At 57.0% G+C, this 25,143-nt stretch carries 25 protein-coding genes and 1 pseudogene; 18 read left to right on the forward strand and 8 right to left on the reverse strand.

Features of this window, described 5'->3' with window-relative positions; all coding sequences use genetic code 11:
- The first annotated feature begins 293 nt into the window (after nucleotides 1-293).
- From PVU19_RS06280 to PVU19_RS06290, 3 genes are read left to right on the forward strand one after another with little or no spacing between them, the layout of a single operon-like run.
- Nucleotides 294-1,178, forward strand: coding sequence for an MBL fold metallo-hydrolase (locus PVU19_RS06280; protein WP_050661133.1), 885 nt, complete (start codon nucleotides 294-296; stop codon nucleotides 1,176-1,178).
- Between the two features lie 36 nt (nucleotides 1,179-1,214).
- Nucleotides 1,215-2,891, forward strand: a complete 1,677-nt coding sequence (locus PVU19_RS06285; protein WP_050661134.1) for a bifunctional protein tyrosine phosphatase family protein/NAD(P)/FAD-dependent oxidoreductase — start codon at nucleotides 1,215-1,217, stop codon at nucleotides 2,889-2,891.
- Nucleotides 2,892-2,944: 53 nt separating this feature from the next.
- Nucleotides 2,945-4,660 (forward strand): SulP family inorganic anion transporter, encoded by a 1,716-nt coding sequence (locus PVU19_RS06290; RefSeq protein ID WP_050661135.1) that lies wholly within the window; start codon nucleotides 2,945-2,947, stop codon nucleotides 4,658-4,660.
- Nucleotides 4,661-4,674: 14 nt separating this feature from the next.
- Here PVU19_RS06290 and PVU19_RS06295 read toward each other — a convergent pair whose 3' ends face one another.
- Together PVU19_RS06295 and PVU19_RS06300 are read right to left on the reverse strand one after the other, a co-directional pair.
- On the reverse strand, nucleotides 4,675-4,821 hold the full coding sequence (locus PVU19_RS06295) for a hypothetical protein (protein WP_160316336.1): 147 nt from the start codon (nucleotides 4,819-4,821) through the stop codon (nucleotides 4,675-4,677).
- Between the two features lie 216 nt (nucleotides 4,822-5,037).
- Entirely contained in the window at nucleotides 5,038-5,910 is an 873-nt protein-coding gene (locus tag PVU19_RS06300) for a sigma-70 family RNA polymerase sigma factor (RefSeq protein WP_050661136.1), read from the reverse strand.
- A gap of 93 nt (nucleotides 5,911-6,003) precedes the next feature.
- Between PVU19_RS06300 and PVU19_RS06305 the strand changes: the two genes are divergently transcribed.
- From PVU19_RS06305 to PVU19_RS06320, 4 genes are all read left to right on the forward strand, one after another.
- Nucleotides 6,004-6,606 carry a MarR family winged helix-turn-helix transcriptional regulator gene (locus tag PVU19_RS06305; RefSeq protein ID WP_050661166.1) on the forward strand — a complete coding sequence of 201 codons (603 nt, stop codon included), beginning with the start codon at nucleotides 6,004-6,006 and terminating at the stop codon, nucleotides 6,604-6,606.
- Nucleotides 6,603-7,793, forward strand: a complete 1,191-nt coding sequence (locus PVU19_RS06310; protein ID WP_050661137.1) for a P-loop NTPase — start codon at nucleotides 6,603-6,605, stop codon at nucleotides 7,791-7,793. Before PVU19_RS06305 ends, PVU19_RS06310 begins: the two co-directional genes overlap by 4 nt.
- Nucleotides 7,786-9,009 carry a NifU family protein gene (locus tag PVU19_RS06315; RefSeq protein ID WP_050661138.1) on the forward strand — a complete coding sequence of 408 codons (1,224 nt, stop codon included), beginning with the start codon at nucleotides 7,786-7,788 and terminating at the stop codon, nucleotides 9,007-9,009. Before PVU19_RS06310 ends, PVU19_RS06315 begins: the two co-directional genes overlap by 8 nt.
- A gap of 234 nt (nucleotides 9,010-9,243) precedes the next feature.
- The gene (locus PVU19_RS06320; RefSeq protein ID WP_152911565.1) at nucleotides 9,244-9,606 is read left to right on the forward strand and encodes a hypothetical protein; all 363 of its coding nucleotides are present in this window, start codon (nucleotides 9,244-9,246) and stop codon (nucleotides 9,604-9,606) included.
- A 57-nt stretch (nucleotides 9,607-9,663) separates the two neighbouring features.
- On the opposite strand, the gene PVU19_RS06325 is transcribed toward PVU19_RS06320, so the two are convergent.
- The gene (locus tag PVU19_RS06325) at nucleotides 9,664-10,623 is read right to left on the reverse strand and encodes a DUF808 domain-containing protein (protein WP_050661140.1); all 960 of its coding nucleotides are present in this window, start codon (nucleotides 10,621-10,623) and stop codon (nucleotides 9,664-9,666) included.
- Nucleotides 10,624-11,354: 731 nt separating this feature from the next.
- Between PVU19_RS06325 and PVU19_RS06330 the strand changes: the two genes are divergently transcribed.
- The 4 genes from PVU19_RS06330 to PVU19_RS06345 all read left to right on the forward strand — a co-directional run bounded on the left by PVU19_RS06330 (nucleotide 11,355) and on the right by PVU19_RS06345 (nucleotide 14,324).
- Nucleotides 11,355-11,630 carry a transposase gene (locus PVU19_RS06330; protein ID WP_050661141.1) on the forward strand — a complete coding sequence of 92 codons (276 nt, stop codon included), beginning with the start codon at nucleotides 11,355-11,357 and terminating at the stop codon, nucleotides 11,628-11,630.
- Between the two features lie 516 nt (nucleotides 11,631-12,146).
- A complete protein-coding gene (locus PVU19_RS06335) occupies nucleotides 12,147-12,632 on the forward strand; it encodes an MATE family efflux transporter (RefSeq protein ID WP_235575648.1) in 486 nt (161 codons plus the stop codon).
- 18 nt (nucleotides 12,633-12,650) lie between these two features.
- A complete protein-coding gene (locus PVU19_RS06340; RefSeq protein ID WP_235575649.1) occupies nucleotides 12,651-13,565 on the forward strand; it encodes an MATE family efflux transporter in 915 nt (304 codons plus the stop codon).
- Nucleotides 13,566-13,700: 135 nt separating this feature from the next.
- Nucleotides 13,701-14,324, forward strand: a complete 624-nt coding sequence (locus tag PVU19_RS06345; protein ID WP_050661142.1) for a cyclic nucleotide-binding domain-containing protein — start codon at nucleotides 13,701-13,703, stop codon at nucleotides 14,322-14,324.
- 1,042 nt (nucleotides 14,325-15,366) lie between these two features.
- On the opposite strand, the gene PVU19_RS06350 is transcribed toward PVU19_RS06345, so the two are convergent.
- Entirely contained in the window at nucleotides 15,367-16,347 is a 981-nt protein-coding gene (locus PVU19_RS06350) for a response regulator (RefSeq protein WP_050661143.1), read from the reverse strand.
- 194 nt (nucleotides 16,348-16,541) lie between these two features.
- Here PVU19_RS06350 and PVU19_RS06355 point away from each other — a divergent pair, with 194 nt between their 5' ends.
- The gene (locus tag PVU19_RS06355) at nucleotides 16,542-16,742 is read left to right on the forward strand and encodes a hypothetical protein (RefSeq protein ID WP_200901834.1); all 201 of its coding nucleotides are present in this window, start codon (nucleotides 16,542-16,544) and stop codon (nucleotides 16,740-16,742) included.
- A 42-nt stretch (nucleotides 16,743-16,784) separates the two neighbouring features.
- Nucleotides 16,785-16,977 (forward strand): annotated as a pseudogene (locus PVU19_RS06360) (IS66 family transposase); the annotation flags it as partial.
- A 614-nt stretch (nucleotides 16,978-17,591) separates the two neighbouring features.
- On the opposite strand, the gene PVU19_RS06365 reads toward PVU19_RS06360, so the two are convergent.
- Complete coding sequence (locus tag PVU19_RS06365) at nucleotides 17,592-17,732, reverse strand: hypothetical protein (RefSeq protein WP_160316337.1); 141 nt, start codon at nucleotides 17,730-17,732, stop codon at nucleotides 17,592-17,594.
- Between the two features lie 534 nt (nucleotides 17,733-18,266).
- Between PVU19_RS06365 and PVU19_RS06370 the strand changes: the two genes are divergently transcribed.
- The 4 genes from PVU19_RS06370 to PVU19_RS06385 all read left to right on the forward strand — a co-directional run bounded on the left by PVU19_RS06370 (nucleotide 18,267) and on the right by PVU19_RS06385 (nucleotide 21,620).
- On the forward strand, nucleotides 18,267-19,001 hold the full coding sequence (locus PVU19_RS06370; protein ID WP_235575650.1) for a class I SAM-dependent methyltransferase: 735 nt from the start codon (nucleotides 18,267-18,269) through the stop codon (nucleotides 18,999-19,001).
- Nucleotides 19,002-19,026: 25 nt separating this feature from the next.
- Nucleotides 19,027-19,716 (forward strand): N-acyl amino acid synthase FeeM domain-containing protein, encoded by a 690-nt coding sequence (locus PVU19_RS06375; RefSeq protein ID WP_050661168.1) that lies wholly within the window; start codon nucleotides 19,027-19,029, stop codon nucleotides 19,714-19,716.
- Nucleotides 19,717-19,922: 206 nt separating this feature from the next.
- Nucleotides 19,923-21,332 (forward strand): sensor histidine kinase, encoded by a 1,410-nt coding sequence (locus PVU19_RS06380; RefSeq protein ID WP_050661144.1) that lies wholly within the window; start codon nucleotides 19,923-19,925, stop codon nucleotides 21,330-21,332.
- A gap of 144 nt (nucleotides 21,333-21,476) precedes the next feature.
- On the forward strand, nucleotides 21,477-21,620 hold the full coding sequence (locus PVU19_RS06385; protein ID WP_160316338.1) for a hypothetical protein: 144 nt from the start codon (nucleotides 21,477-21,479) through the stop codon (nucleotides 21,618-21,620).
- Between the two features lie 130 nt (nucleotides 21,621-21,750).
- Here the strand turns inward: PVU19_RS06385 and PVU19_RS06390 are convergent, their stop codons facing one another.
- Both PVU19_RS06390 and PVU19_RS06395 read right to left on the reverse strand, forming a co-directional pair.
- On the reverse strand, nucleotides 21,751-22,167 hold the full coding sequence (locus PVU19_RS06390) for a response regulator (RefSeq protein WP_050661145.1): 417 nt from the start codon (nucleotides 22,165-22,167) through the stop codon (nucleotides 21,751-21,753).
- Nucleotides 22,168-22,246: 79 nt separating this feature from the next.
- Nucleotides 22,247-23,254 (reverse strand): response regulator, encoded by a 1,008-nt coding sequence (locus tag PVU19_RS06395; protein WP_050661146.1) that lies wholly within the window; start codon nucleotides 23,252-23,254, stop codon nucleotides 22,247-22,249.
- Nucleotides 23,255-23,677: 423 nt separating this feature from the next.
- Between PVU19_RS06395 and PVU19_RS06400 the strand changes: the two genes are divergently transcribed.
- Complete coding sequence (locus PVU19_RS06400; protein WP_050661147.1) at nucleotides 23,678-24,667, forward strand: response regulator; 990 nt, start codon at nucleotides 23,678-23,680, stop codon at nucleotides 24,665-24,667.
- Nucleotides 24,668-24,779: 112 nt separating this feature from the next.
- Here the strand turns inward: PVU19_RS06400 and PVU19_RS06405 are convergent, their stop codons facing one another.
- Complete coding sequence (locus PVU19_RS06405; protein ID WP_050661148.1) at nucleotides 24,780-25,124, reverse strand: Hpt domain-containing protein; 345 nt, start codon at nucleotides 25,122-25,124, stop codon at nucleotides 24,780-24,782.
- Nucleotides 25,125-25,143: the final 19 nt, after the last annotated feature.

Here is a 25,143-nt window from a genome sequence, read left to right on the forward strand (position 1 = left end):
GACAACTCCGCGCCGTCCGTGGTCCTGGAATGTTCATCAGCCGGGGCCAAATTGGCCTCCTTTCCGACAGGGCGTGCGACCCGGTCCACCGACGCGGGCCCGGTGCCGTCACCTAAAGGCAGCATAGACGACTGCGACAGCGCGACCTTGACGCAAATCATCAGCACCTCTGGTGGCGCGCGGTTTCTTGCGCGTTTTACACATTCTGTTTCTAGAATGTTTGTGACGGAGTCACCGACCGTTATGCGCGGACGTGCTAGGGACGCTGCAACCTGTCTACCGAGGAGCAAACCATGGCCGATTATCCTGTGAACATAGACGTGCAACCAGAGGTCGAGGCGTTCTTCGACGCGGCCACGAATACGATCAGCTACATCGTCAAGGATCCGGGTTCGGATGCCTGCGCGATCGTCGATTCGGTGATGGACATCGACTATGCGGCGGGCCGTATCACCTATGCGCATGCCGACGCGATGATCGCGGCGGTGAAGGAGCGCGGGCTGCGCCTCGAATGGATCATCGAGACCCATGTCCATGCCGATCACCTTTCTGCCGCGCCCTATATTCAGGACAAACTTGGTGGCAAGATCGGGATCGGAGAGAATATCCTGATCGTGCAGGATGTGTTCGGCAAGATCTTCAACGAGGGCACCGAGTTTCAGCGCGACGGCAGCCAGTTCGACTGGCTGTTCAAGGATGGCGATACCTACACCGTCGGTGGCATGACCTGTTTCGCGATGCACACCCCCGGCCATACCCCCGCCTGCATGACCCATGTCATGGGGGACGCGGCCTTCGTGGGCGATACGCTCTTCATGCCCGATGGCGGATCGGCGCGGGCGGATTTTCCGGGCGGCGATGCGGCGACGCTCTATGACAGCATTCAAAAGGTGCTGGCGCTGCCCGACGCCATGCGCCTCTTCATGTGTCACGATTACGGCCCGAATGGCCGGGACATCCGGTGGGAAACCACGGTGGCCGAAGAAAAGGCGCATAACATCCACGTTGGTGGCGGCAAGACAAAGGAACAGTTCGTCAAGTTCCGCACCGAGCGGGACGCGACACTCGACATGCCGCGCCTGATCCTGCCCTCGCTTCAGGTCAACATGCGCGCGGGCGAGGTGCCGACGGACCGCGACGGCAATCCGATGCTGAAAGTGCCGGTCAACGCACTCTGAGGTCAGGGCGCAGGACCCCGAACGGGAGGAAACGCAATGCAATTCAACAAGGTGACCGACGCTCTGTCGGTCAGCCCCCAGATCAGCGCCGGGGATGTGGCGGCGATCCGCGAGGCGGGCTATCGTGCCATCATCTGCAACCGTCCCGATGGGGAGGGGGCGGATCAGCCGACCTTCGACGAGATCGAGGCGGCGACGAAGGCGGCGGGGCTGGAGGCGCGCTATCTGCCCGTCACCTCGGGCATTGTGCAGGACGGTGATGCTGACGCGTTCGGGCAGGCGCTGATGGAACTGCCCGGTCCGGTGCTGGCCTACTGCCGCACCGGTACGCGCTCGGCCACACTCTGGTCGCTGAGTCAGGCCAAGACCCGCCTGGTCCCCGAAATTCTCGCCGCGACCAAGGCCGCCGGTTACGACATGGCCGGGGTTGCGCGGCGGATCGTCAATGGCGGCAAGACGCCGACCGATACCGGCGATGCGAAATTCGATGTGGTGATCGTCGGCGGCGGCGCGGGCGGCATCGCGGTGGCGGCCAGCCTCATGGCGCGCAAGCCGGGGCTGGAGATCGCCCTGATCGACCCTGCGGAAATCCATTACTATCAACCCGGCTGGACCATGGTCGGTGGCGGCATCTTCGAGCCTGCCGAGACCGCGAAGACCATGGGCAGCCTCATCCCGCGCGGGGTGCATTGGATCAAATCCGCCGTGGCCGCGTTCGAGCCCAAGGACAACGCCGTGATCCTCGATGGCTGTCGGGTGGTGAAATACGACCGCCTCGTGATCTGCCCGGGGCTCAAGCTCGATTGGGCAAGGGTCGAAGGTCTGGAGGAGACCCTCGGGCGCAATGGCGTCACCTCGAATTATCGTTATGATCTGGCCCCTTACACATGGGAACTGGTGCAGGAGCTGAAGGAGGGCCGCGCGCTTTTCACCCAACCGCCGATGCCGATCAAATGCGCGGGTGCGCCGCAAAAGGCACTCTATCTCTCGGCGGATCACTGGCACCGCACGGGCCGTCTGAGGGATATCGAGATCGGGTTCTGCAACGCGGGCGGGGTGCTCTTCGGGGTCAAGGATTACGTGCCCGCGCTGCAATCCTACATGGACAAATACGGCGCACGACTGGATTTCTTTCATAATCTCGTGGCGGTGGATGGCCCGGCGAAGCAGGCCACTTTCGAGGTGGCAAAGCCCGACAGCGCCCCCGAACGCGTGACGATGGAGTTCGACATGCTCCATGTCTGCCCGCCGCAATGCGCGCCGGATTTCATCCGGGTCTCGCCCTTGGCCGATGCCGCCGGATGGATCGACGTGGATCAGGCGACGCTGCGCCACAAGACCCATGACAACATCTGGTCATTGGGTGACGTGATGAATGCGCCCAATGCCAAGACGGCGGCGGCAGCGCGGATTCAGGCCCCGGTGGTGGCCGAGAATATCGTCGCCGACATCCGTGGTCGCGAACCGGTGGCGCAGTATGATGGCTATGGATCGTGCCCGCTGACGGTGGAGCGCGGCAAGATCGTGCTGGCCGAGTTCGGCTATGGCGGGGTGATGAAGCCCAGCTTTCCGAAGTTTATCATCGACGGCACCAAACCCAGCCGTCTGGCCTGGCTGCTCAAGGAAAAGATGCTGCCGCCGATCTATTGGAAGGCGATGCTGCGCGGACGCGAATGGCTGGCGCGGCCCGAGAAGATCAGCGCCGGGGGATGAGGTGGCGGCCCCCTCTCCCCGCCTGATATCTCTTTACTGAAAGACCACCGCGCATGACCCGCATTGCCCGTTACTTCCCACCCCTCGACTGGGGGCGCCGCTATAGTCGCGCCACGCTGACCAATGATCTGGTGGCGGCGGTGATCGTGACGATCATGCTGATCCCGCAATCATTGGCCTATGCGCTCTTGGCGGGGCTGCCCGCGCAGGCGGGGATCTATGCCTCGATCGTGCCGATCATTCTTTATTCGCTGTTCGGCACCAGCCGCGCACTGGCGGTGGGGCCGGTGGCGGTGGTGTCGCTGATGACGGCAGCGGCCATCGGGCAGGTCGCTGAGGCCGGCAGCATGGGCTACGCTGCAGCGGCACTGACGCTCGCGCTTTTGTCGGGGGCGATGCTGTTGGGCATGGGGCTGCTAAGGCTGGGCTTTGTCGCCAATTTCCTCAGCCATCCGGTGATCGCAGGGTTCATCACCGCGTCAGGCATCCTGATTGCCACGAGTCAGCTCAAGCATATCCTCGGCGTGCCTGCGGGCGGACATACCCTGATCGAGATGCTGCGCACGCTTGTCGCGCATCTCGGTGCAGTGAACTGGCCGACCCTGATTGTCGGGGTGCTGGCAACCGGGTTCCTTTTCTGGGTGCGCAAAGGGCTCAAGCCGCTCTTGTTGCGCGCGGGCCTTGCGCCGCGCATGGCCGATATTCTGGCCAAGACCGGGCCGGTGGCGGCGGTTGCGATCTCGACCCTTGCCGTCTGGCTCTTTGGGCTGGATGCGCGTGGCGTGGCCATCGTGGGGACGGTGCCGCAGGGCCTGCCGCCACTGACATTGCCCGATCTTTCATCTGATCTCTTGTCTACGCTGCTTTTGCCTGCGGTGCTCATCTCGATCATCGGCTTTGTTGAATCCGTCTCGGTGGCGCAGACGTTGGCCGCCAAGAAACGCCAGCGGATTGACCCTGATCAGGAACTGATCGGGCTGGGGGCGGCCAATCTTGGCGCGGCCTTTACCGGTGGCTATCCGGTCACCGGGGGCTTTTCGCGTTCGGTGGTGAATTTCGACGCGGGCGCCGAGACGCCCGCAGCCGGGGCGTTCACCGCCGTGGGGCTGGCCATCGCTGCACTGGCGCTGACGCCGCTCATTTTCTTCCTGCCCAAGGCGGTGTTGGCAGCGACGATCATAGTGGCCGTCCTCAGCCTTGTGGATTTCTCGATCCTGCGCAAATCCTGGGGTTATTCCAAGGCCGATTTCACCGCCGTTCTGGCCACTATCCTGCTCACTCTCGGAATGGGGGTGGAGGCGGGCGTGTCCGCCGGGGTGATCCTGTCGCTGGCGCTGCATCTTTACAAAACCTCACGCCCGCATGTGGCCGAGGTGGGGCTGGTGCCCGGCACGCAGCATTTCCGCAACATTCTGCGGCACACCGTCGATACCGATCCCGCGCTGCTGACGCTGCGGGTGGATCAGAGCCTCTATTTCGCCAATGCGCGGTTTCTCGAGGATCTGGTGCAGGACCGCATCGCCGAGGATTGCGCATTGCGGCACGTGGTGCTGATGTGCTCGGCGGTGAACGAGATCGACTTTTCCGCGCTGGAAAGCCTTGAGGCGATCAATGAACGACTCAAGGCGGCGAGCATCACCCTGCACCTGAGCGAGGTCAAGGGGCCGGTGATGGACCGCCTGAAGCGCAGTCATTTTCTCGACGAAATGGGCGGTCAGGTGTTCCTGTCGCAATACGACGCGTGGCAGTGCCTGACCCCGCGCCGTTGAAGCCGCGTGCTGACTCAGGTTTTCTTTTGTGTCTCATCCGCCGGTGTCGCCGCGCTCTTCTCGCTTTCGTGACGGGCCTTGCGAAGACGGGCCATTTTTTCCTGCCGTTGGGTGTTTTCCTCTTCGGCGATCAACTTGACGGCGCGGTTGGTCTTTTCCATCGGCGTCTCTGTTCTGGGTCGCGCACTTGGAAAATCCGGCGATTTTTTGAACTTGGCGGTGATGTGAATCCCCTTTCAGTGTCTGGCGACTGCGCGGACCGAAGATGGCCGTATCAGGGCGGGGCGATCGTGCGCCCGCGTCAGCGCATGTGCCTGACGCGTAATCTGTCCGGTGTCGGTTTGCAAACGCATAAGTCGAACGCGCAGTCCCCTGCCTTACCGGGGCGCGAGGGCAGGGCGGTGATGGTCCAGACTGTCGCCCATCGAACCGCGCAGCCGTTCGAGGCCACGCTCGCGCAACTGGCGCACCCGCTCGCGCGATATACCGTAGACCGTGCCGAGTTCTTCGAGCGTCATCGGCGGATCCTTCAAAACCGTGGAGACGACGATCACGCGTTCGCGGTCGGGCAGCTTGCCGAAATGGGTCTTTGCCTCTTGCCAGAATTTGTTGCGGTCCAGCCGGTCGGAAACCTGCTGTTCGACGTCGCAATCTGGGTCTTGCAGCAAATTGATGATGTCATCGCCATCCTCTGACGAGGCGGGCCGGTTGAGCGAACTGTCATTCCCGGCGAATTCGGTTCTGAAGGCGTCGAGCTCGGATGGTTCAAGACCGAGGGCCGTGGCGACGCGGCGATTCTTTTCATCGCGGGTCTCGCCTGGAGGCGCATTCACGTCATCCTCGAGGCGATGCAGATTGAAGAAAACCTTGCGGGATTTTGCCGTGCGTGTGCGTTGCACCATCGACCAGGTGCGCAGGCGATACTCCTGCAATTCGGCCCTGATCCACCAGGCTGCATAGGTCGAGAAGCGGAACCCCTTGTCCGGATCAAAGCCGTTCGCGGCCTTGATGAGGCCGATATGGGCATGTTGGATCAGGTCTGGGTCATCCAGTTTCTTGTCCCTGGAGTGACGTTTGGCCGTGGCCATGGCAAGCGGTGCAAAGGCGCGCACCAACCGGTTGCGCGCGTCGACATCGCGGTTGTCCTGCCATGCCCGGGCGAGGCGCTGTTCGTCATCGGCACTTAGAAAGCCCGGCCTTGGCCGGTTGCGATGGTGTTTTGGATCGCTCGGGATGATGGGTTTGTTCATGGGCTCGGTCTACGGTGAGATTTAGTTTTGAATCGAAATCATATAGATCAGGCGGCCCTTGTCAAACTGGTTTTGAATCGCTATCAAATCATCATGTCATCCCGTATCCCCCACATTGAACACCTTGAGCAGTTGGCCGAAATGCTCGTGCATGTCGGGCGGTCTGCGCGCGCCGAGGGGCGCGAGGATATGCTGACCGCTGCGCAATGGACGGCGCTGCGATTTTTCGCGCGCGCCAATCGGGCGTCGCGCACGCCCTCGGCCTTTGCCAGCTTTCAGGCGACGACGCGCGGCACGGCCTCGCAGGTGATCAAGTCATTGGTGCAGGGCGGGTTTCTGGAACGCCATGCCTCGGACACCGACAAACGCAGCGTGCGTTTCGAGGTGACGGGGCAGGGCCGCGAGATCCTTGCGCGCGATCCGCTGCGCCACCTTGTCTCGGCACTGGCCGGTCTGAGCGACGCCGATCACGCCACCCTCGCGCGCGCCCTGCCGGATATCGCCTCAAACCTTGCGCGGCACCGGGGGGATCGCGGCTTTGGCACCTGTGGCGACTGCCGCTATTTCGAGGATCGTGACGGGGCCGCTTATTGCGCCTGCGTGGCAAGCGACCTCGCCCCGTTCGAGATCGGCCAGCTATGCGCGAATTTCTCGACAACTTCCACGAACACCGAACCTACAGGATCCAAACCATGAGCCAGACGCAGCAGCAGGATGCGGACCCGCGCAGCGGCCTGCCCGCGATGATCGCGGTCAGCAGCGGCAAGGGCGGTGTCGGCAAATCGACCGTGACGGTCAACCTTGCGCTCGCCCTGCGCGAAAGCGGGCTGCGTGTTGGGATCGTCGACGCGGATCTCTACGGCCCCTCCATTCCCGGCATGCTCGGGCTTTCCGACAGCGGCCCTCCCGCCATGTCGCCCGCCAAGAAAGTGATCCCGGCGGAGGGGCATGGCATTAAGGTCATCTCGATGGCCATGCTTACGAGCGATGACAAGCCCGCCGTGCTGCGCGGGCCGATGGTGACCAAGTATCTGCAGATGTTCATCACGCAGGTCGATTGGGAGGGCATCGACCTCTTGCTGCTCGACCTGCCGCCGGGGACGGGTGATATCCAACTCACTTTGGCGCAGGCCTTTCCGCTTAACGGTGCGGTGGTTGTGACCACGCCGCAGGATGTCAGCCTGCGGATCGTGCGGCGCGGGTTGCGGATGATGGAACAGGTCAGCGTGCCGATCATCGGCGTGGTTGAAAACATGAGCGGGTTTACCTGCCCGTGCTGCGGCACGGTCACTGATATTTTCCGGCAGGGCGGTGGTGCGCGGATCGCGCAGGCGCTCGACGTTCCCTTCCTCGGCAGCGTGCCGCTGGACCCGGAGGTGGTAGAGAGCGGCGATACCGGGCGGCCCGCGATCCTGAGCGCACCTCAGGGCAAGGCCGCGCAGGCGTATCGTGATGTTGCCTCGGCCTTGGCAGGCCGGGTGGAGGGTGGCCGACGTGGGCTTCAGACGCCGTTCGACTGGCAGGTGGCCAAGGGCACGGGACAGCCCGCCCCCGGGGCCGTCGACCCGGATGGAAACCCGGAACTGCCCGTCGCGATGCGCTATGACGACGCCACCCTGCGGATCACCTGGGAAGACGGGGCCGAGATGGCGGTGAACCCGCGCGACATGCGGCTGGCCTGCCAGTGTGCGGCCTGCCGCGACGAGATGTCGGGCGCGCGACTGCTTGATCCCGCGACCGTGCCGCTCGACGTGGCACCCACGCGGATCTGGAATGTCGGCAATTACGGCATTGGCGTGGCGTTCAGCGATGGCCACAGTTCGGGGATTTACACCTTCAAGGCGCTGCGGGAGATGGAGGCAAGCGATCTCGAAGATGTCTGACCTTACACCCCCCAAGCGCCGGGTTCGCGTGCAGGCCTCTGACCGTGACCCGATGACCATGCGGTTCCTGCTCGACAGCGATGTTCAGCCCGGATCAAGTGCGAGCTTCACGGCGGCCGAGGCCGAGAGCGCCCCCTTGGCCAGCGCCCTTTTCGCCATCGACGGGGTGGAGCAAGTGCAGGTCGGCGGGGCATCGATCCATGTCCGGCGCGGCGCGGGGGCAGAGTGGACGGACCTTAAGCCGCGCATCGCGGAGGCGATACGCAGGGTACTTGATACCTGCGATCATCCGCTTGGCACGGCGCAGCCGCCCCGAGATGACGATGCGCGCCTCCTAGATCAGGTGCAGGACCTGCTCGACCGGCAGGCCAATCCGGCGATTGCGGCGCATGGCGGCAGTGTCAGCGTGGATCGGGTGGAAAAGGCCCGCGTCCATCTGCGCTTTGCCGGGGGGTGCCAGGGCTGTGCGGCCTCGTCCCAAACCCTTCGCGAGGGGATCGAGACGATGCTGCGGGCGGCGCTGCCGGAAATCGCCGAGATCATCGACGTGACCGATCACGACGCCGGGGTGAACCCCTATTACACGTCCAATGATGCCCCGTCGCCAAAGTTGACACGCCCGGTGCCCGCCTCGGTCGTGGATCACAGCGAGGGCGAGCTGCGGATCGACCCCGAGTTTCTGGCACGGCGTCTCGGGCTTACCCCGGAAACGCTTTCGGCAGGCCTCGCCAATGGCGATATCGAGCGCCATGTCGAGACCCGCACCGGTCAGAGTGGCCCGATCACGCGCGTCAGCGTATTTGCGCCGACCCGGTCCTGGGCGGCGGACCTGCATGACAATGGCCGCATTTTCGAAGTGCCGCCACCGCGCCGCGAGGCCCGGACCGAAGCCCGGACCGCGACCCTCACAGACCGGGTGCGCGCGCATTTGAACAGCCTTGATACCGACGCCAGACCGATAACATACAGCGCCTTGGCCCGGGCGCTCGGGCTTTACCTGCCGGGTTCTGTGCGCAAGGTGACACAGGCGCTCGAAGCCACTATGCGCGAGGACGCGGCGGCAGACCGGCCCTTCGTGGCAGCGGGGGTGGTCAACCGGCATTCCGGCTTGCCGGGCAAGGGGTTCTTCGATCTGGCGCAGGCCCTCGGACGAGCCATTCCGGAAGATCAGGAGGCCCTCGCCACATATCGTCAAAGGCTGACCACGCGGCCCTGAGGGGATTGGACCTCTGCCAAATGCAGCACCGCCTACTGACCTGTGCTGCGGCTTGCAAAAAACCGCCGTTGTCTTTGTCGGGTCTCGAAACGATGTTGAACATCCTCGGGGCGGCGATATTCTGGCGGTATGTGCATTTTATCTCCCCAATCGGGCGCGATCTGCGTCCCATTCTCTCCGCTCGCCCGTCATGATCGCCCGTCGTTGCGCCGCGTGTGCGGGCACATCAAGGAAATGCTGCTCGCTCTTGTCCTGTCGCTCTTTGCGACCGTGATCGTCTATGCGGAGGACATGCCGCAGGGTTGGGTGCCGGACGTGCTTGTGTTGCCTGATGACGCTGAGGTCATGATGGACAGGGCGATTGGCTCTAGTATCCGGATGTTTTCGTTCAGCACGGCGCAGGACGTGGAGGCTCTGTTCGGCGATTGGTCCGTGGCGCTAGAGGAAAACGGCTACACCATCCGCGCGCAGCAAGCCGAGTTGGACGAGACCGCGATCGAATTCTCGGGTCGTGACATTCTGAACGCGAAGATCGCGACGGATGTCGCAGGCGAGGGCGAGCGTCGCGTGATCACGTTCGATGCGACGCTTCAGTGAAGGCCCAAAGGCGCTCCGCGACGTCTCGCGCAAGGCGCAATCCATTGCGCTGTCAAATCAGGCCTTCTCCGGAAACAGCCACCCCGAGACAGGAACCAGGGCGCGCGTGACAACGGGGATCAACGCGAGGCCGCTGGCCAGCCCGATGATGCCGTCCAGTCCCGCCGTCACCACCCATGTCACGAAGCCCGGGGCAGAACCGACCGCCTCTGCCACCCGCTTGGCGGCCTGCTTGATCTGCTCATAGGGCAGATGCCAGCCCAGATCGTGCAGCCCGTGCACGAGGATGCTGCCCCCGACCCAGAGCATCGCCACGGTGCCGATGGTGGCGATCCCCGCCATCACGGCAGGCATGGATTTGACGATGCCGCGGCCCAAAGCTCGGGTCGCGGCGAGTCGGCCTTTCGCGCTCAGGAAAATTCCCAGATCGTCGGCTTTCACCAGCAGCGCCACAGCGCCATAGACCAGCGCCGTGATCCCGATCGCCACCGCCGCCAGCGCGAGGGCCTGGATCCAGAAACTGCCGATGTCGATCTGTGACAGGGAAATGGTCATGATCTCGGCGGACAGGATGAAATCGGTCTTGATCGCGCCCTTTACTCGCTGCTCTTCCAGATGCGCCGCATCCAGCGTCTTGGCCTGCTGCGGCCCCTTGTCCTTGTGCGGCACGATGAGATGCCAGACCTTCTCGGCCCCCTCGAAACACAAATACGCCCCGCCGATCATCAGAAGCGGCGTAAGCATCCAGGGCAGAAATGCCTGCAACAGCAGTGCTGCGGGCAATAGGATCACCAGCTTGTTGAAAAACGACGCTCGCGCGATCTTCCACACGATGGGCAATTCGCGCGCCGCAGGCAGGCCGGTCACGTATTTCGGCGTCACGGCGGCGTCGTCGATGACCACACCCGCGGCCTTGGTCCCGGCCTTGCTGGCCTGTGCAGCGACATCGTCGAGCTGCGTCGCCGCGAGCTTGGCAATCGCCGCCACATCGTCGAAAAGCGCCAGTAATCCGCTCATGATACTCTCTGCCTTGGTTTGTCGCGCCGACAGCCGACCCTTCCAAAGAGCAAAGACTGCCCGGTCACGATGTCGCAGTTTCGCGCCGTGTTCAAGGCAGGGAAACCCGCAGGTCCTTGAAAGTCCTTGCCTTCGGTCGGTGTCAACGGATGGCATAGATGGAAGGCGAGGGTGGCATTCGGTCGCCACTTGGCACCGGACGTGGCGCGTGAGCCATGGGCTGGGTTCGGACGATTGATGCAGGTTGGTGATGCATAATGGAGGCGAGTACCGGAATCGAACCGGTGTACACGGATTTGCAATCCGTAGGCGACATCAGATTCTTTTGGAAAAAAATGTAAACCAGACGCTTATTGCTACTATATTTTTCAATAACTTAGCGAGGTACTGTAAACTGACTTATTCCGTATTTTAGTGCGGACGAATGGCATCGCGGTGCAAGGAATTTCTTTGGTTAAAGGGAGAATATGGGCGATTTGACCGCCTGATTTCTGCCGCCCCCAAAGACCCCAGTTCCTTGCGATGACACATACCTCGTCTCCCATCGCTTTATCTTCGACTGAAGGTGCCAACTTATCCGCCGCTGAATTCGTTTCGCATCCTTCATCCGCCTGGCGGGATCGGGCGGGTCCCCGAAACATGGGGTTGATGTGAACTCCATAAACCTAAAGGTCGCGTGAAACCCGGATCAGAAACGGGGTAAAACTCCAAGTGATGAAGAGGGCCGAGAGATGTATCTCCGTGCCGAAGAAGCCATCAAGGATGAGAAAGGGGCCGATAAGCTGACGGCAGGTGGAGATGTGGTCTCGGCGTGCCGCAGTGTCGGGATCAGCGACGCAACGTACTACAACTGGCGGAAGTGGTTTGGGGGGATGGGCTGCCCGCAGTTGTCGGAGTTGAAGAACTTGGAGAAAGAGACCGCAAGGATCAGGAAAATCGTCGCGGGGTTCTACTTGGAAAAGCTTATTCAAAAGAAAAGTCTGAACCAAGTAAAGCCCAGGGCCTGATTACAGAGGAGCTTCGGCGGTACGTCATGCATACACGCCAGAAGCTTGCAACGTCTGAGCGACGGACGTGCCGGTGAATTGGCGTCGCGCGTAACTCCCTGCAATATCAAAGCACCCATGAGTCCAGCGTGTTGAATGTAGCACCATTAGATTTTGCCGCGGAGTCGCGAAATCATTCGAATTTTCTATAATGGGGCCTTTGGTCACGGAAACCCAGCGGCCTAGAATGTCCAAAATGGTCGGTCTACAGGGCAATTGAAGACATGCTTACTCGGAAAAACCAGGCGCGTCTCAAACCAAGTTAATCATGCTAGGCGAACCTGAAGCTAGGCAAGATGTATGCCCTATCTGCAGTAGACAGCGTTTGTGGCGAGCGGCTAGCCTTTGGCGGCCTATGATACTTTAGGCTACCAGCATCTGCGTAACCTTCGTACACTAGTTTTTTGCAATAGGGTATTTATGCAGCCCTGAAATGCTTTTGCTGTCGATGACCGGCCCAATTACGAAAGGCCTGAGATGACGAGAGGGAAAAACGCGAAATTCACGACCGGCAGTATTATGCGTCACGTTTCCGTTTCATCGTTTACGGCTAGCATCGGCCTGATGGCGATCTATGCGGTCGATCTGATTGACCTGATATTCATTTCGATGCTCGGGTATGAGGAAATGGCCGCTGCGGCGGGCTATGCCAGCGCTCTCCTCTTCTTTACCAGTGCAATCAATATTGGCCTGTCGGTCGCAGCTAGCGTTTTGGTATCGCGATCAATCGGCGAGGATGATGAGCTGGAGGCCCGTGAATACGCCACAAGCACAGTGATGCTTGTCATGGTGGTCGGGATCGCCATACCTCTGGTTCTGCTGACAAATATTGAGTTTTTCGTGGGCCTTCTCGGTGCCACGGGACAGGTGGCTGAACTTGCAGCGACCTATCTTTGGATTGTCTTGCCCTTCACGTGGGTGTCGGGCCTTTCGATGGTCACCGTCGTCTCATTGCGGTGCTAAGGCGAGAACCGGCTGGCAATGTACCCAGCACTTTTCGGAGCTTTGACAAATGCGGTGCTTGACCCAATTCTAATCTTCTCCCTCGGCATGGGCTTGCCGGGTGCGGCCTGGGCAACGGTGGCAGCACGGCTCGTGACGCTCGGCCTTGCCCTTTATCCAGCGTTGCGCAAGCACAATGCGTTTGTCCGTCCACGCTTGCGCTTGCTCTGGCGTGACCTCCAGACGGTGACACATTTTGCCAATCGGGCCGTGCTGGCCAGTGTGGCCACGCCCATTGGAACGGCGATCGTAACCCGCGAAATGTCGAAATACGGGCCAGAAGCGGTGGCCGGGATGGCCGTGATCGGGAGAATGGCACCGGTCGCCTTCTCTGTGATCTGGGCACTTTCAGGGGCCATCGGGCCGATCATCGGACAGAATTTCGGTGCCGGCCATGTTGATCGGGTTAGACGCACGTATCTCGATGCCATCAAGTTTGTTGCGATCTATGTGCTCTTTATAACCATGATACTGTTCGCCTTCCGTGGCCCGATTTCTGATCTCTTCAATGCGGAGAACCTGACGAGGGAATTGATTTACCTCTACTGCTTCCCTCTGGCACTGTCATCGTTCTTCAGTGGCTCGGTCTTTGTGGCAAGCGCGTCCTTCAACACGCTGGGCCGCCCGTCTTATTCGACTTGGTTGAATTGGGGGCAACACACCCTGGGCACTTGGCCCTTTGTCGTCGCTGGCGGGGTCTTGATGGGAGCGCATGGGGTTTTGATCGGACAGGCGCTCGGCAGCGTCATCTTTGCATCAATCGCGATATGGTTGGGCTGGCGGCTGATAAAGACCCCCCCGCAAGAAAACATGCGGCATCGCAGCCACGGCGCGATCTTTGGCCATGGCAGCCTCATTGCCCATACCCTCCAAAAGCATATGGGAGACAAATGATCCTGACCGTGGGACCAAAACCTTGGTATCAAATACTAACTCATAATTCCGAATCGAAGCGACACTGATACGGTAGCGTTTGACCAAATCTTTGACATGGTTTTGGCTCGAAAGGCGCACCAGGAAGGTAAGCCAATGGAATTCATCACCACACACCAGATCATTGAGGCCGTTGGCTGGCTCGCTGTTCTGTTCAAATTGGCGACTTTCTCGATACATTCGACGATCTGGCTTCGTGTCCTCGTAATTTTGTCTTCGGTCTGCTTCATCATCTATAGCGCCTTGTTTCAGATTTGGCCGCTTCTGGCGATTGAAGTCATCTTGCTCTCCATCAACGCCTATCGCCTCTACGAACTCATCGCGCTTCGCAGGTTGGTGACGCATATGACGGACGAGTCGGAACCCGATTTCTCCGCCGCTATGGCTTACGGTAAGAAACGCGTCATTCCGGCGGGCAATGTCATTTTCAAGAAGGGTGATCCAGTCGACAGCCTCTATTACCTGGCCGAGGGTCGTGTTGAAATCGAGGATCAGCATGTATCTGTGACCGCCGGAAAGATTTTCGGCGAGATGGCCTTCTTCAATAAAAGTGCCGCGCGGTCGGCGACGGTTCGATGCCCGGAGGATACGGTTGTCTACGAACTCGACGAGAAACGCTTTACGCGATTGCAATATGAAGATCCCGAATTCGCTATGGCCGTGATGCGCTTGGTCACCAAGCGGCTCGTGGCAAATGCCGCGCAAACCCACGATGGGTAACCCGAGTTAAGTCAGATGGAGTCTATTCCCTTTTCAATAACTTTCCGCTTTGCCATGATGCATTGAAAACGGCAGGTCTAGTTAAGCTGCGGCGCGGCATCGCTGCCCTCATTAGAGGTCTCCTGTGGGCCGTCTATGCATTCGATATGGTGCACCCAAAGCCAGATGCAGCGCCGTACTAGATGTCGGCCGCGAGCTGAGCAAATAGCTTGAATTGCCGAAACAAGATCAGCGTCATGTTGTTTCTTGAGTGACAGTCGGACCGATATATACTGTCGCGATGTTTGCCGGTGCTACAAAGGACTGTCACCAAAATGTCAGGAAAAAACCCTCAAGATCCAGGAAAATCCGATAAGCAAAGGTGCGCCCGCTGTCATTCGACTGGCCGGATTGCCTGTGAGATCTGCGGCGGAAAAGGTGATATAGTGATTGGAAGAGATACTCAGGGCAATTCCAAATGGGTTCGATGCAGTGCTTGTTTTGGTTTGAAAACGATGCGGTGCAGACACTGCGGTGGTGAAGGCTTCTTGTAGTTGACAGGGGACGCAGGGATATGTGGCCCTTAGTAGAAAGGCATTTCGCTCATTCGTGTCTGCCGTCTGCGTCCATGTTCTCGGGCGGGGGACATCATAAGTGATGATCGCGATAAGAGGCTTGAGACAGATATGCTGGCCGAAATCTAAATGCCAAATGCCGACGGCTTTGTTGCGGACCCGAGGCCGGGTGTCGGAACGATACGATAATAGGTGAGTTCAATTGGTACTGGGGCCGCTAGAAACGGCCCCTTGTTAAGATACTGAGGGGAAATATAAGAGTATCAGCTTCTAAGAAATCCGGTCCATACGTAGATTTGTGACTGCCGCGGTGACCTATGGCCAAGAGCCCAAAGACTATAACTGCATTCGCAAGCCCAGTGATTGCGCCACAGGGTCAGGTTTGAACGCATCCTTGAAACGATTTTTCGGATGACATCCGCGCTTATACTTGGATTCCAAAATTACGAAGCAAGGCGCTAGCATATCTGGGGACAACTTCACATTGCCTAGCTCTTGGAGCTGAAAAGCCGATTTGCCTCGTCTTCGAACGCGGGTACCGGTCTATCTGTACAACTTTTTAACTTTTTAGTTTCTTGTCGCAAAAGCCGCACTGCTTCCGAGGGAGCCATAATCCTACGGTTGGACAAGGATGTGACAATCAACGCATCGCTCTCCCAATTGAGTTTGGCCCGCGGCTTTGTGTGGAAGTCTAGTTTTTCACGGAGCCTCGACTGCAATAACTGCGGAACAACAGGGGTGCGTGCCATCAGTGCGCAAGTGAACTTTCCATATCCGACGTAAGAAAAAAGGAGCCGCTGAGACATCAAAACACGTGGAATGATGCTTGCCGTCATATGCACCAAGTGGAGGGCGTCGTGATGGTTTGCACTTTCTGCGACCGCCTCGAAACCCTTGAGCTCTACCGTGAAGAGACTGACGGCATACAAACTCTGATCCATACGGAGGAAGATGTTCTCCAACTCGAAGTAATCACGCATTGAGCGAATTTTGGAGAAGGTGATGCGAGTGCCGGGATGGAACCCATTCAACTCGCCGTCAATAGTTGGGTTTTCGTAGACTGTCAGCACTGGCGCGGCTTCCCTTTTCAGAGATTCGACCAGAAGGGATGCCGTGTTGATCCGGGCGGCAAGCTCTAAAGAGTTCAAGGGCTTATGGAGAAAATCTGTCGCCCCTGCATTAAATGCTTGCCGCATCGCGTGTTTGCTGTCCGAAGATGTCAGCATGATAATCGGGGCCAACCGGAAAGCCGGGCGGGATCGAATTTCGGAACAAAGCTTGATCCCATCTGTACCAGGCATTTGGATATCCAGAACGAAGCAATCGAAATAGGGGTCTTCGTTATCCAAAAACTCAAGTACAACGTCCGCCGATGAGGCCTGAACAACCTCCTTGAAGCCATTCTCCGCCAAGCTCATTTCGAGCAAATCGAGAAAAGTACTATCGTCATCGACAATGAGAATTCTCATAGTTCCATATCCTGCCAGCTTGCAACTCTAGATCTCTTGCGCTCACCTTATGGTTGGGTTTTGATGATGGCATTTTTGTGGGACCGTTTGGCTCATAATGTGGTGCATTCTTTTTTGAGCCTCTTTGGCTGAACTGTAAGCCTCCGGCGTCGACCGTCTGATTCCGGCATAGATCCGATGGAAAGTCCGACCTTATGTCCGAATTCATCAATCGCCCTCAAGTTGAAGCTTTTTTCGCTGCCGATGGTGATCGCCGCCGGTATTGGTCAGATGATGACGAACTGCGCATTCTGGAGGAAAGCTTTATCGACCACCGCCAGGCGGCAGCCACAGCGCCTGCATGGCATTGGCCGATCACTGCTGACTACCTAGCGGCGGCAGTATCAGAACGGTGAGCTTGGTACTTCTCGCCCGGTATCGTTCGCGCCGGTGACCCTGTGCGTGCCGCTCAACGCCTGCATGGCGACGACACGACCGAGCCACTTCCGACACGGGGTGGTGCGAAAAGGCCCGGCTTTGGATCGATGTTCGTGATGACCGACCTTGGAACGGGGCGCACCACCGGCCGCGGTCTTCCACTTTTCCCGCGACCGGTCAGCAACCAATCCCAATGAGCAGCCGGCCGGGTGGCAACCTCGGAGAGCTCACCCAAATGGACCGTGAGCACGTGCGCTGACCTCACCGTGGCCTATGCCGGATGCTTCCGCTGAACTCGTACACAGTCATGTTTTAGGGAAACGGCAAACGAAGGGCACGAGCCTGAAGAGTCTCTTTCGAACATCCGGAAGTTTGATGGGTTTTGGCCAGGCAATGTCGAAGGTTGATTCAATCCGTGAAGTGCGCATAGCGCGCACGCTCGGGCTGGCGAGGCAATCGGGCTGATGAGGCAATAGGGGAGGCACGGTTATCGGAAGTGTGCTGCACTGCTAAAGCATTCTGGCTTGTAAGTCAGTGCCGGTCGCATTGAGCGGTTGTGGAGAAGATAGGGTCTCGACATTCCGTCAATAAAACCGAATAACAGACGCCTTTGTTGAATGGCGGGTCATGCATGCGGCTCGGGCCGGAGTAACGGACCCATGTTTACACCTATGCCTTTGCGCATTTCTGAGCGGATGCCCGGGCCTCTGTCTCATGCTGAGGGATAGTGGGCGAGTTAAACCTACAATCAAATTGAAACAGTCAGATCAGGCTGCTCAAATCTAACGCGCCATCCAAGTGCGATATTCTCGATATCGAAAAGAATTCTAGACTTCCTCTTCGGAGACAGACTTGAGAACCGCCATCGCCGACGGGGCCGCGTTGACGTTGTGATGAGTTGCGATGCCAAGAAAATGCATGACAAGATCAAGCATGGCTTGGTCGTCATCGAATGCGTGTACTTTCATTCCGCCTCCAGATTCATTCCACCCAATAGATTCGCTGATGTATCGCTCAGAATTGCGGTGGCATTTTGTCGGATCGGCACAATTTGCGCTCGGAATTAGCCTTCGTTGCCTCTTTTGGAGCACATTTTTGTTGCTGCGGACCGCAGGCGCTGTGGAGTGGGTGGGAATGTCTCACGCGGTCGAAACGACGAGCTCATTTGGCTCCAAGATCCTAGAATTTTCAGTCGATCCACTCTGCAATTTAAGATTGTTCCTTGATTTTAAAGTATATTTTTTGGCGATCATTAATCTACCTGTGATAGACCTTTTACCCAGAGATTACCTAGGTCGCATGCACCAGTGGGCATGCCGCCTGTTGCGAAATCAGAAACGTTGAAGCCCTAATCGCGCGCATTGTTGACAAAAGCCTTGCAATATCAGCTTCGTGACGTAACCTGTTGTTAACAATAGAGGTCGTTCAGCAAGCCATCCCCAATCAAATCTTGGAGTCTCTCGTTCATGCCGTCACACGCGAGTGTTGAGGGGCGTAGCCCCATGAATTTCGACAGGTCTAAAGTCGATGACCGGTCGGCATCTGTCGATTGGAGCGCCTATGCAGTTGCCTACGACCTTCTGTCTACACACAACCCAGAGTATCTGGCGCTTATGCACGAGTTCGAAGATTTTCTTGCAGCAATCAAGACGCCGCGTTTGATCTATGACATCGGCGGCGGAACAGGCAACTATACCGAAATCGCAGCTCGCACCTGTCCCGGCAGCGAAATCCGCTTGGTTGAACCCGATGCAGGCATGATCGGATTGGCAAGAGCCAAATTGGCAGCTTACGGGAATATCACATACGACACACGAGCGATTGAAGAGATTGATGGGCAGGGTGCTGCCGATCTTGTCATCTGCGTTCACGCACTTTACGCGATGCCTGAGCACGAGCTACGTTTACGCGACCTGCGGCGGTTGCTCCGTCCCGGCGGATGGCTTTATCTCGTAGATCTCGGTCGTTACATGAATGTAGCCGACTGGCGCAGGTATCTGTTCTCAAACTTGAAAAAAGAACGCGGCCTTCTCGGCGCGCTTCAGGTCTTCTGGCAGGGGCGAGAAATCGCGAAGCAGAACAAGGCAATCCTCAAAGCACAACAGGAAGGCGTCTACTGGACGCACACCGAGGCAGAGATAGCATCGGCTATCACGTCTGCGGGTTTCGAGATTATCAGGCAGAACTCCGTATACCGCGGCTATAGCGACCTCCTCGTGTGCAAGGCAACGCCGTAGTCGCGCACGGATGGAAGGACCCATCATGAAAAAGCAAGTTATCGAGGCGTTGAAGCACTCTCGCTATAAGGTTCTCACGGAAAGCCAGGACCTCGAGGATGTATATCGTCTGCGCTACAAATGCTATCGCGCCGAACGGTCGATTGCGGAAAACGAGCGCGGAATCATGGCCGACGCATTCGACGAGACTGCGAATTGCGTCCACGTCGGGGTTGAAATGGATGGGAAGGTTTTGGCGTCGGTACGGCTGCATCTTGTGTCGAAGCTCTGTCTCATATCGCCGACGCTGGAAGTTTTTCCCGAGGTTTTGGATAATCTCAAGCGCGGACAAACGGTTCTCGATCCGACCCGCTTCGTGATCGATCCCGAGGCCCGAAAGAATCGAGTGCCATTGCATTTTTTGGCTCTGCGCATCCCGTTTCTCGCTGCCATGTTCTACGACATTGACTTGGCCCTTGCCCCCGTGCGGCCAGAGCATGCCGCGTTTTACCGCCGCTATCTCGGCTATGACGTGGCGATGAAACCTCGCATTTACCCGGGTTTGAAAAAGCCCGTCCAGCTTTTGACCGCCAAGTTTCGCGAGCAGCGCGACGCAGTTCTGGCACGCACGCCTGTTTTCGGTCCTGTGGACGAAATCCCACAGTCCAACATTGTGTTTCCGGACCTATCGGGGGTTTATATCGCTTCGAAGGAGGCTCGTTCCCGAGCGGCGTGACCACAGCACGGCGTGCGCCTTGGTCGGGTCACATATGGTGATCGATGCCCAAGCCTGCTTGCGGCGCGTACCGCCACAAGCAATGAATACTTTCTGGGCTCTGCCTCAGATTGTGCAAGTAAAAGCCGTGTCGTGCCTGTCGAGCGGCTGATTTTCAACACATTGGCGCTGTACCGTTAACACTTACCACAGCGGCAGAGGTACGCATGAAGCACCTAAAATCGTTTTGGTTGACCAGGGGCGATTGGTTCAGCTCTGACGGTCGCGAACAGAGGATCAAGGATTACATACTCCTTGCCAATCAGCTTGTTTGGAAGCGGCAGGCGAGCTTTCTAGCTGCGGCCGTGCTGACGGCTTGCTACTTTGACCCCATCTCCATATTCGCTTTCTATGGAGTCGTGGTCATTACCGAGATGCTAGACGTGCTCCTCGGGCGCCAGTCCAGAGCTTGGGGTGGTCAGGACCCAGTTATGGGCCGACGGATTCTCAAACGCATCGCCCGCAACACAGTCCTCAGCGCGACCGCGATCAGTTTTTTTGTGATCAATATTGCTGTTCAGCAAACACCGGGTGGGCATTTCACGCCTCTCTTCTTCCTATTCTCTGCGTCGATCTTTGCGGCAATGTACAATAGCCAAATGATCGGCATTCTGCTTTTGCGTCTGTGTATCTACGCTTTCGCGTTCCTATACATCGCGCTTCTTGATGTGTTGCATTTTGTCCCGCCGCTCAGTTCCGTAATCTGGCTGGAGTTCTTCACGACTATCTTCGTGCTCTACTTTATTGCCGACATATCAGTGAAATTCTATCTCAGCTATCAATACAGGCTGGAGCAAATGAAACTCATCAAGGCGGAACACGAAGCAACTAAGGCTGCCTTGGAGGTCAAGACACAATTCCTGTCGACTGTCAGCCACGAGTTACGAACGCCGTTAACCTCGATCACGGGGTCGCTTGACCTAGTCAACAATGGAATACTTGGTGAGGTGCCTGATAAACTAAAGCCCGTCATCGGCATGGCGGCCAAGAACGGGCATCGGCTTGCCAACTTGATCGACGATCTGCTCGATCTGCAAAAGATTGAAGCAGGCGAGATAGCGTTTCATTTCAAACCGGTCGAGGCGAACGACTTGGTAGATGAGGCCGTTGAAGCGACGGCAGGGTATGCTACCAAGTTGGGTATCCATGTCACGACCATTCCCTGCGAAGACGATTGCCGTTTCATGGGCGACCGAAGTCGCCTGATACAGGTTATGAATAATCTGCTGTCGAACGCCCTGAAATTTTCGGAAGAGGGCAGCACGGTAAAAGTGTGGGTGGAAAACCTTGGCTCCCGCATACGTATTTCAGTCCAAGACGAAGGAGTTGGTATTCCAGAAGGTGCCAAGGACCGCGTGTTTGGAAAGTTCAGCCAAGTAGATTCCTCCGATGTGCGCAAGGTCGGCGGCACTGGTCTTGGTCTCAACATCACCAAGCAGATCATCGAGCGCCACAACGCCACCATTGATTACGCCAGCGAACTGGGCGTCGGTTCTACTTTTCGTATAGAATTTGACCGCCTCACAGAAAGAGGAGGCGCACGCATTGGCCAAGACCCCGGCGCGCAAGCGGCCTGATGGTCGTCAGCGGGTTGTCCGTCATGGCTATGGGCCGGTGCGCAGCATTAGACCGGAAGCGGAGCGCTCGACGTGAACCGCCTGAACGTGTGCGACCGCGCGGTCGCACCGGATGACGAAAAGGTGCGGTTCGGGTAAGTTACAATGGCGCACCAGACGTGCGCGTCCATCCCCGAGCCTTTGCCAGGAAAAGGCGTTCACGAGCGCAGCCAGTTTCGCCTGGATCGCCTGTTCGGTCAGCTTGCGCACGCCACCGCGAAGATTGTCGGTGAATGGGGTGTGATCTGAAACCCGCAAACTGGACCGTTGGAAGGTGGAGTCTTCCGCTACGATTTCCCGACTGGGATAGGAGGGCAGAGGATGAAAAACGGGTCAGGGACGTTTACCTGGGGGCTCTGTTCTAGAGGCACCTTGGAAGTTAGCTTCCCAACATCGCCCTCTCAGATTCAACATCGTTATGAATCTGCCAGAGTTCGCGGAGTTGAGCGGCGAGGTCCATCGGATCGAAGGGCTTTGCTATGACGCCCAACGCACCATCGCGGCGAAGATCGTTTGACAAGTCTTCGTTGACCCGTGCTGTCATGAATACAACGGGTACATCATTTAGGCCGGGGAGTTTGCGGAGCTCGCAGAGCGTCTCTTTGCCATCCATATCGGGCATCATGTAATCCAGAAGCAGAAGGTCTGGACTAAAGGATGCCGCCTCTTCGGTTGCCTGTTTGCCAGAAGCACATTGCAGGAGCTCAAACAGACCAATCAACTCCAGAGCCATAGCTGCTATGGCTCGAATGTCATCATCATCATCTACGTGCAGTATTCGCTGCAACTCTCTCATCACGCCGCCCTCTTAGTGTGTCGCACTTCAACCAAGTATAGAAATAACTCGCATGATAAAGATTAAATTTCCACAGGCCTTAGGTCACGTCCTGTTTCTTCTCTTCGGCCAAGGCTTTTTGAAACATTTTCTCTTCGATTTCGTCAACCCTTGGCAGATCAAGAGCAAGCGCGTCTTGGTTTAGAGAGTGCTCTTCCTGCCGATCAGAAGTTATTGAATTCGCTGACTCTGAAAGTAGTCCGGTGATTTCAGAAACCTGAAGCTGCAAAGCGATCAACCCAGAGTATTGAGGCTGATTCAGTAGAAGGTTCGCTCGATCTTGCAAGTTCACGGCCGTCTCGCCGAAGTTCTTTGAAATACCGTCTTGCAAACAAATGATAAACCGACCTCGGCCGAGATAGGAAAATAGGAACTGCTCTCCACTTACTACGTCAGAGATCACACAGCTTACTGTGTGCAGATGTCGCTTCAACTCCGTTAAGTCGAGCTGCCTAGAAAAAGCGCCAAAATCTTTGATATGAGCGCGGTATAGCTTTGGCGTCTCATTTCGAGAGCGCAGTTCTGAGAGTTTTTTCTGGAACTGAGAGAACTGTGCCATGCCCTTGATTTGCGGAAACCAGACAGGTTTGAGTGCAACGTTATCATCAGAGAGATAGTTGGGTCTCGGGGGGATTTCAGAAGCTCCGATCGGCGCTTTAGCTTTTCTTGTGAGTTCAACTAGTAACATTGCAGTCTTGATGCGTCCGACAACTTCGTTGTGATCCAGCGGTTTGCGCATAAAGTCGGTCGCACCTGCGGTAAACGCACGCGACATCAGAGCGCTACCGCGCTGCGAAGTTACCATGATGATGGGTGCCAATTTGTTGTCGGCGCGCATTCGCAAAACCTGACACAGATCAATGCCGTTAGAATCCCCCAGGGCGATATCCAAAAGAAAACAGTCAAAAGGTGATGGCTCTTGGTCGAGGAGGGCTAGGGTCTCCTCGGCGCTGTGGGCTACGGTCACGTCGTGCAGGCCCAGTTCAGCGAGTTTCGTGACTACGAGCTTTGCAAAGACGACGTCGTCATCAACAAGAAGAATTCGCATTGCCGAAGCTCACCACAGGTAAATAGAGACCGTTGTTCTGCTTCTGATTGAGTAAAGCAGAATGATGTCATTTTATGGGCGTTTTACTTTTTGATTGTCTTATTGATCGAGAAGGCAAGCTCTTGAATGCAAGCCGAAAACTCTGAATTATGAGTTTGCTTTGTCAGGAGTTGGGCGAAGTTGTGAATCTACATGGCTAGAGTCATGCGGCCGACTCGGTTCACGCTTTGGTCTTCCGTCAGTTTGCCCTCGTGGGATTCTTTTACCGATCTTGCAAGTCCGTCCATAATTTGAACAAAATTCCGAAATACTACCTATAGGTGCATAACGGCCTGTGAGCTGTCGTTACATTGTGGCGGGCGTAGCGACCGACAGGCGTCAAGTTTTGGTGTGAGGCTGCAGTATGCAGGAGCTAAGAGCGACATGAAGATCATAGCGGTAGACGATGACCTGGTTTCGCTGAACTTGCTAAGCGATTTTCTGCAAAAGGAGCGACACCACGACGTAACATTAAAATCTTCAGCCTCGGCCGCGTTGGAAATTCTTCAGACAGAAGACCCGCCTTTCGACTGCATACTTCTAGATATCGAGATGCCAGAGATGAATGGTATCGAGGTATGTAGAGAGATTAGACGCCTTGAGGCTTACAATAGCGCGCCGATCCTGATGATCACTAGGTATAGAGATCACGTGTCGATATCGCAGGCCTTTGCGAACGGTGCCACTGACTATATCAAGAAGCCATTTGATGCTTTCGAGGTTCTCACGCGGATCAATGTTGCGGAGCGACTCGTTCAAGAGCGGCAGGCTGCGATAGATAGTTACATCGCTGTGAGAAATATTATGGGCTGTAAACCGCCTCTTGCACCGTTCAATCATATGCAAGACAGCGATGCTTTGTTCCCATCGAAAGCTATGCAAATCCGGCTAGAAGGGCTCCTACCCATTTCGGTATTTCAAAACTACCTTGAACAAGTCGCTGAAACAGAAGGCTGCGACGCCCATCTGTTTGCGGTCAGGATCCGGGAGATTAACAGGATCTTTGCAAGTACGGACGCAGCAGGTTTCTTGAAATTCTTCGAAGCATTTACATGGGCGATTAAAGCCGAGTTTGGTGCCGAAGACACTTTTCTTTCACATGCGGGAAATGGCACCATTCTTTGTGCGACCACGAGTGAAAGTAGGTTTGTAACCGAGGGGGCGCAAGCGTCCATTCATGAGAAGCTGCAAAGCTACTACTCTCAACGATGGAACTTTGACCTGACATCTGAGGATATTGTTTCCGGTCGTCCAATAAGCTTGAACAAGACGCAAAAGTTAAACTTCAAGAGGGCCGTGAAAGCTGCTCTTGCGCGCCTTGATCAATGCTCAGGAGACATGGATCCCTCATATACTTCCAAGCTTGTGGGCTAGAAAGTCTGGTTCATGATCTGACAGTCTTCTGGGGTGCCAGATTTGAATAATTCGGCTCCGGTTGTTGTCAGCCTGTCATCTGTGTGTCGGCATGTGTTCACAGCTGATAGTTTTATGCAAACATGGACTCGTCGTCGAAAATAAGGGACATAAGAACCAACAAATGGTCCGCGTGGTCGCGCATTTCAGATAGGGCTTCAGGGCGCGTCGCATCATTCGAAGCAATATAATCGTCGATTTCCGCAGCGATATTCCCTAGGTCTGGAAATCCGAGGGTCGCTGCAGTCCCGGCGATCTTATGACAAATACGCCCTATCGTGTAGCACGTTTCTGAAGGATCGGCTACCTGATCCAACCGACCGCGAAGCATTTCCACTTCAAGATACTGTTTTTCGAGTTCGGTGAGAAAGTGAGTTCGAATCTTTTCAAGCCGAATGGCCGTGTTTTGTTGAAGCATGATCTGTCCCTGATGCCTA

Origin of the sequence: Roseovarius tolerans (assembly GCF_028885395.1) — a bacterium.
Lineage (GTDB): Bacteria > Pseudomonadota > Alphaproteobacteria > Rhodobacterales > Rhodobacteraceae > Roseovarius > Roseovarius tolerans.